Origin of the sequence: Phyllobacterium brassicacearum (assembly GCF_003010955.1) — a bacterium.
In the GTDB taxonomy this organism is placed as follows: Bacteria; Pseudomonadota; Alphaproteobacteria; order Rhizobiales; family Rhizobiaceae; genus Phyllobacterium; species Phyllobacterium brassicacearum.
Window position 1 is genome coordinate 1 of sequence record NZ_PGGO01000049.1, and the last position, 7,218, is coordinate 7,218.

Consider the following 7,218-nt stretch of genomic DNA (forward strand, 5'->3'; position numbering starts at 1 on the left):
TCGAAGTGGGAGAAGGACCGGCGCCTCCGATGGCGGGTAACGGGCCCGCTGTCCGGGGAAGTTCCGTCCAAGGGTTCCCCTGCCGGTACTATGACCGGCGCGTGCTGGACGAGCACTCTAAGGGGCGCGTAGGCGACGCATGGAGTATCGCAAATGGTACTCCCCGATGCCGAGGCCTCCCAAGCGGAACGGACGGGATGAAAAAACGCCGGACGGGCGGTCTTCGGATCGCACCATCACTACCCCAAAGACGCGCTTCGATGACCGCCCGTCTTCCCAACCGTTCAATGGCCAGACTCAGATGAGCGCGTGGTGAGGAGGCGTATGTTACAGTGGGAAACCTGCCGCCAAGGATCGCAACAAAACCCCGGTTCCCGGCCTTGCGCGCTGTTGATAATGTTCCCATATTTGGAGGCGAACGAATGGGTTTGCCTCATTGAGGGGACCCGTCACCAACTTGACCGCACGGCGCCGCTTCAGGGTCGTCCGGGAAAAGGAGACACAGAATGAATATTGAAAAATACACCGAGCGCGTCCGCGGTTTTATCCAATCGGCGCAGACCTTTGCCCTCTCCTCTAATCATCAGCAGTTTGCACCGGAGCATTTGTTGAAGGTTCTGGTCGATGACGAGGAAGGTCTTGCCGCGTCCCTGATCGAACGAGCAGGCGGGAACGTTGAAGAAGTGCGCCTCGGTTTGCAGGCAGCACTCAACGCGCTGCCCAAAGTGACAGGCGGGAACGGCCAGCTTTACCTTGCCCAGCCTTTGGCCAAGGTTTTCACGACTGCCGAGGAAGTTGCGAAGAAGGCGGGCGATAGCTTTGTCACGGTCGAACGCCTTTTGACGGCACTCGCGATCGAGAAGTCAGCAAAGACGTCGGAAATCTTGAGCAGAGCCGGGGTCACCCCTGCCGGCCTGAATGCTGTCATCAATGATATCCGCAAGGGCCGGACCGCCGACTCGGCTTCTGCCGAAAATACCTATGACGCCTTGAAGAAATACGCACGGGACCTGACGGCCGACGCACGGGCGGGCAAGCTCGACCCGGTCATTGGCCGCGACGACGAAATTCGCCGCACAATCCAGGTTCTGTCGCGGCGCACCAAGAACAATCCGGTGCTTATCGGCGAGCCGGGTGTCGGTAAGACGGCGATTGCCGAGGGTCTTGCGTTGCGTATCGTCAATGGCGACGTTCCCGAATCATTGAAGGACAAGCAGCTGATGGCGCTCGACATGGGCGCGCTTATTGCCGGTGCGAAATATCGTGGTGAATTCGAGGAGCGGCTGAAAGGTGTGCTGTCCGAAGTCACTTCGGCAAACGGCGAGATCATCCTGTTCATCGACGAGATGCACACACTTGTGGGCGCCGGCAAGGCCGAAGGTGCAATGGACGCTTCCAACCTCTTGAAGCCAGCCTTGGCGCGCGGTGAACTGCACTGCATTGGCGCGACGACACTCGACGAATATCGCAAGCATGTTGAAAAGGATGCGGCGCTTGCCCGCAGGTTCCAGCCGGTATTTGTCGACGAGCCGACAGTTGAGGACACGATTTCGATCCTGCGTGGCCTGAAGGAAAAGTACGAACAGCACCACAAGGTCCGGATATCCGATTCGGCGCTTGTCGCTGCCGCTACCTTGTCGAATCGCTACATCACCGACCGGTTCCTGCCGGACAAGGCGATCGATCTTGTTGACGAAGGCGCCGCGCGGCTGCGCATGCAGGTGGATTCCAAGCCGGAAGAGCTGGACGAAATCGACCGCCGCATCATGCAGCTGAAGATTGAACGTGAGGCCCTGAAAGTCGAAAAAGACGACGCATCCCGCGATCGGCTTGAGCGGTTGGAGAAGGAACTTGCCGATCTCGAGGAACAGTCGACGGCACTGACGAACACCTGGCAGGCCGAAAAGCAGAAGCTTGGCCATGCGGCCGATCTGAAGCGTCAGCTTGACGATGCGCGCAACGCGCTTGCGGCCGCCCAGCGAAATGGCGAATTCCAGAAGGCAGGCGAGCTTGCCTATGGGACGATCCCGCAATTGGAGAAGGAGCTCGCGCAAGCGGAGCAGCAGGACAACGCGACCTCGATGGTCGAGGAAACTGTAACCCCGGATCATATTGCCCAGGTGGTTTCGCGCTGGACCGGTATTCCGGTTGACCGGATGCTGGAGGGTGAGCGTGAAAAGCTCCTGCGTATGGAAGACGAGCTTGCCAAGCGTGTTGTCGGCCAGGGCGAAGCTGTGCAGGCGGTGTCGAAGGCCGTTCGCCGTGCGCGTGCCGGACTGCAGGATCCGAACAGGCCCATTGGCTCGTTCATCTTCCTTGGCCCCACGGGCGTTGGCAAGACCGAGCTGACGAAGGCGCTGGCATCGTTCCTGTTCTCCGACGAGACAGCGATGGTGCGCCTCGACATGTCCGAATATATGGAGAAGCATTCGGTCGCCCGGCTGATCGGCGCTCCTCCAGGCTATGTCGGCTATGAAGAAGGTGGTGCACTGACCGAGGCCGTGCGGCGCCGGCCCTATCAGGTGGTTCTGTTCGACGAGATCGAAAAGGCCCATCCGGATGTCTTCAACGTGCTGTTGCAGGTGCTCGATGATGGACGGTTGACCGATGGTCAGGGCCGTACGGTCGACTTCCGCAATTCGCTGATCATCATGACGTCCAATCTCGGGGCCGAGTATCTTGTCGGGCTCAGCGAGGGTGAGGATGTCGAGACCGTTCGGGAAGAGGTGATGAACGTCGTCAAGGCATCGTTCAGGCCGGAGTTCCTCAACCGCGTGGATGAGATCATCCTGTTCCACCGTCTGCAGCGCAAGGAGATGGGCAAGATCGTTGCCATCCAGATGAAGCACCTGCAGTCGCTCCTGGCCGATCGCAAGATCGTGCTCAAGATCGACGAAGATGCGACGAACTGGCTGGCCGAGAAAGGCTATGATCCTGCCTATGGCGCACGGCCGTTGAAGCGTGTGATCCAGAAGCAGGTCCAGGATCCGCTGGCGGAGAAAATCCTGCTTGGCGAGGTTCTGGACGGGTCGACGGTCAAGATCACTGCGGGGTCGGACAGGCTGAACTTCAAAGCGGTGAAGTCTGCGCCCGAAAAGGAGAACAGCGAGGCTGCGTAAAAGCGTGCGCTGCCCAAGCAGAAAAAGAAAGAGAGTGGCCGCCACAGAGCGGCCATTTTCACGTCCCGTTCATCCGATAGATGCAACGATAAAAGCATGACGGCATTAACCATAAAGACAGGAAAATGGGTCATTTATGCTTAATGGCGCATTAGTAATGAAAACCGGAAGCTGAAGGCATGATGTCTTATCATTGTTCATTGTTTGGAATGTTGCTGATTGCTTCCGCGAGCGCCGTCGCCGCAACAGGCGCGCATGCTGCCGAAATAGCTGTCCCCGTCGCCAACGATCAGTCGTCCTATCAGGTTGCGCAGCTCTTCGAACCGAGTGAACGCCGTCCACGCCGCGAAGCGTACCGGTCCTATTTCGACGAGTATGGCCGGAAAATCACCGTGGACCGTCGCGGCCGAATCGTGTCGGTAGAAGAGCCGCAATATGATCAATCGAATCAGGGCGCGGATTATTTCCCGGAGGCTCCGCAGGATCCCTATGACACGGGTGCCATTCCGCAAGATCCCTATGGTCCGTCCAACGATCCCTATGAACAGCAATCGGCGCTGCCTTCCGAGCGCGATTATGGGAGCGTTGATCGCCAGCCCCTGCCGCCGGCCGGTAGCGAATCGGATTTGACGCCATCTGATCCGAATTTCGTCGATCCAGAGATGCCAAGCGATGGTCTGACCGACGCGCCGCAGCAAGAGCAGATACCGCTTCACCCCAATCCGGCACCGACGGTTGAACTGCCGAAGGGGCAGGGCGCAAAGGCCAAGATCGCGGCCATTCAGGTCCTGCTCGATCGAATCGGCGTGTCGCCCGGCGTCATCGATGGCCACAAGGGTGGCAATGTCGACAAGGCCGTTGCGGCGTTCGAAGAAATGACCGGTCAGCAATTCGATCCGCTCAATGAGGAGGGCATCAACGCATCGCTGGAACAGACCGGCGGTCCGGCTTTCATATCCTATACGATCACTTCCGAAGATGCGGCCTATCCGTTTGTTGCGTCGATCCCGGAGGATTATGGCCACAAGGCGCAGCTGGAACGGATGGCGTTCACATTGGTTACGGAAATGCTGGCCGAGCGGTTCCATATGGATGAGAACTATCTGAAGGAGATCAACCCGGGGGTGGACTTCAATACGCCGGGCGTTGCAATCCAGGTGGCCAGCACGGGCCAGAATGCCGGTGGCGCCGTAACGCGAATCATTGCGGACAAGGGGCGCAAGCAGGTGCGTGGCTATAATGCCGAGGGCCGTCTGGTCGTTGCCTATCCAGCCACCATCGGCTCGACGGATACGCCCTCGCCATCGGGCACAGTCCAGGTGGAGCGGATCGCACTCAATCCGAATTACACCTATAATCCGAAGATCAACTTCAAACAGGGTGAGAACAACTCGGTCTTGACGATTCCGCCGGGTCCGAACGGGCCGGTGGGTACGGTCTGGATTGCCCTGTCGAAGCCGACCTACGGCATCCACGGTACGCCCGAGCCCTCCAAAATCGGCAAGACCAACAGCCACGGCTGTGTGCGCCTGACCAACTGGGATGCGACGGAACTGTCAAAGCTCGTACAAAAAGGTGTGACGGTCGAGTTTCAGGAGTAGAGCAATTCTGAGAAAAGCGGGAACCGGTTTTCCGTCCGGAATTGCCGCCAAACCAGAGCTCATCAGCCGCTGGCGGCGACCTTGGTTCCGTTCTGGTCTTCGTCCTTGAGGAGCTGGTCGATACGCTCCCGTTCGCGCTTGAAGGCAACGAGGTCATCGCCGCCGAGCTCGCCGCCGCTTGGTAGACGAATGCGCATCGGATCCACCTTCGAGCCATTGACGATGACTTCGTAGTGAAGGTGTGGTCCGGTCGAAAGGCCGGTCGAACCGAGATAACCGATCACCTGGCCCTGGCGGACGCGGGCTCCCGGCGTTACGCCGCTCGCGATGGCGTTCTGATGGGAATAACTGCTTTCGTAACCGTTTGAATGCCGGATGATGGTTTGATTGCCATAGCCGTTGGTCCAGCCGGCCCGTTCGACCACGCCATTGCCTGCGGCAACGATGGGTGTGCCGCGCGGCGCGGACCAATCCACTCCGGTATGCATGCGGGAATAGCCGAGGATCGGATGACGGCGCATGCCGAAGGGTGAACGGAAGACGCCATTCGGAACGGGTTTACGCAGCAGGAATTGCTTCGAGCTTTTGCCGTTCTCGTCATAATAGTCCGTGTTGCCGTCCTCGCCGTGGAACCGATAGAATTTCTTGAGGTCACCGCCAAAGTTCGCGGCAACGTAAAGGATCTCCGATTCGTCGCCAGCCTTGTCCGAATCCGCAGGCAGGGAGAAAAGTGCTTCCAGCTGGTCGGTGGAACTGAGCTGCGACTGAAAGTCGACGTCGGAGGCGAGCATCCTGATGAGCTGCTTGATCATCGGGTCGGTCATGCCGTAGGCAATCCCCGCCCTGTATATGCCGTCATAGACCGTCGGCAAATCCTCAGACCGGCGCGCGGCCGGCGGATTGTCGTCGAAGGCAATTTGCAGTCCTGGCGTCATTTCCGGCTCGTCGGCCGGAACATATTGATCCCTGTCGTTCAGGGCGATGGTCAGTATGTGAGTGCTGCCGTTGTAAACACTGGCGCGCATGATCCGATCGGTATTGTTCTGCGACTCGACGCCAAGACGCAGGACGCTTCCGCCCTTCAGGCGGGGCGAATTCAACAGTTTGACGATGGCCTCGGACATTCCGGCGGCGTCGCCTTCTTCGTAGCCAGCCTCGTTGAGAGCGGCCAGAATATCCTTGTCGCTGCGGAACTGAATGAGTTCTTCCGAATAGCCGGCGCTCTCGGCATCCTCAGGCAGGCGGGGAGCAACACTGACATTTTCCTGAATAATCTTGACCGCCAGCGGATTGCGCAGGTTGTAGGGATCATCGTCGGCCGTGCCGAAGCGCAATGGGTCAACGTAGTGCAGCGAGGCGACCTGAATGGCCCCGTCGGTCAACAGGGAGCCGGTATTGCGAACCACCTCTTCCACCTCATCAACGCTGAGATCGTCGGAAGGATCATACTGTGCCGACACGAGGGGGAAATCCACCGTACGGAGGCTCACTTCGCTCTCCACCTTGGCGCCATAGATCAGACCGGTCTTCGGCGTCGGGTCCGTATCTTCATTTGCCTCCGCAAAGACATCGAGCGGATTGAAGGACGGGTATCGGCGATTGGTGTTGTGGACATCGGCGAGCGCGATGTGAACAAACTCGAATGGCATGGTACGAATGACGTCGCGCTCGCCATCCTTGAAGACGGTCGAGACCTCGAGCCGGCGCCGGTCGCGATTTTTCTGGATCGGGGTGGTTGCGGCGACACGTGCGCCTTTGGCAACGTCACTGTTATTGGCCGCCGGCATCGCGTTGCGGCCCATCAGTTCAGGCGGCGTCGCCAATTGTTCGCGGCCGTCGAGCGCGGCAAACAGAGCCACGCCCATGAGCATACTCGACGTAATGCCGGTGAGGAACGTGCCCGTCAGCCATCGCGCCGATATTTCACGCCTGTCGGGCGGGCCGCGGCGGCCATCCGTTATCAACGGCGGCTCATTGCCCGGATCTATTGATGAGTGCCCCTCGTACTCGTTCATACTACTCAGTGTCGATCCTGTCGCCGTTGTAGAAAGCAGGCTTTAAGTGATATTTCGGCGCTCTTGCCGACCAGCTTGTCCTGGTATGAAGTCAACGAGGCAGCAGTTTTGCCCTTGCAGCTTCGCTCTGTCAACGCGGCGTTCCACAAGTATGTACATAGGCAAGCTGCGTATAATACCAAAGCTGGATCGATCCTGTCGCATGGCAGCGAGCGCTATGTCGGGAATAGGGCATGTTTGTGGCCAGACCGATCACATTTCAATTCGCCGGCTATGTGCACATGCAGCATTTTTTCCCGATGGAAACCCGTGCGGCAAGAGCCTGTCATATTTTTCATATTATCTTCAAAAACGCTGTTGACAGTTTTGTTTGGTGGGGTCTATATACCGGCACAACGAGGGCGGGGCGCCGCTGGCGGTTGCTGAATGCGCCCTAAGGTTTGCCTGGTTGTTCTGCGGGAATGCGGGATGATTGCGGTGAGC

At 58.6% G+C, this 7,218-nt stretch carries 3 protein-coding genes; 2 read left to right on the forward strand and 1 reads right to left on the reverse strand.

What is annotated here, in order from left to right:
- Window positions 1-506 precede the first annotated feature (506 nt).
- Entirely contained in the window at window positions 507-3,119 is a 2,613-nt protein-coding gene (gene clpB, locus CU102_RS27965) for an ATP-dependent chaperone ClpB (RefSeq protein WP_106714309.1), read from the forward strand.
- Window positions 3,120-3,298: 179 nt separating this feature from the next.
- On the forward strand, window positions 3,299-4,720 hold the full coding sequence (locus CU102_RS27970) for a L,D-transpeptidase (protein ID WP_425351618.1): 1,422 nt from the start codon (window positions 3,299-3,301) through the stop codon (window positions 4,718-4,720).
- Between the two features lie 62 nt (window positions 4,721-4,782).
- Here CU102_RS27970 and CU102_RS27975 read toward each other — a convergent pair whose 3' ends face one another.
- Window positions 4,783-6,735 carry a M23 family metallopeptidase gene (locus CU102_RS27975; protein ID WP_106714311.1) on the reverse strand — a complete coding sequence of 651 codons (1,953 nt, stop codon included), beginning with the start codon at window positions 6,733-6,735 and terminating at the stop codon, window positions 4,783-4,785.
- Between the last annotated feature and the right edge of the window lie 483 nt (window positions 6,736-7,218).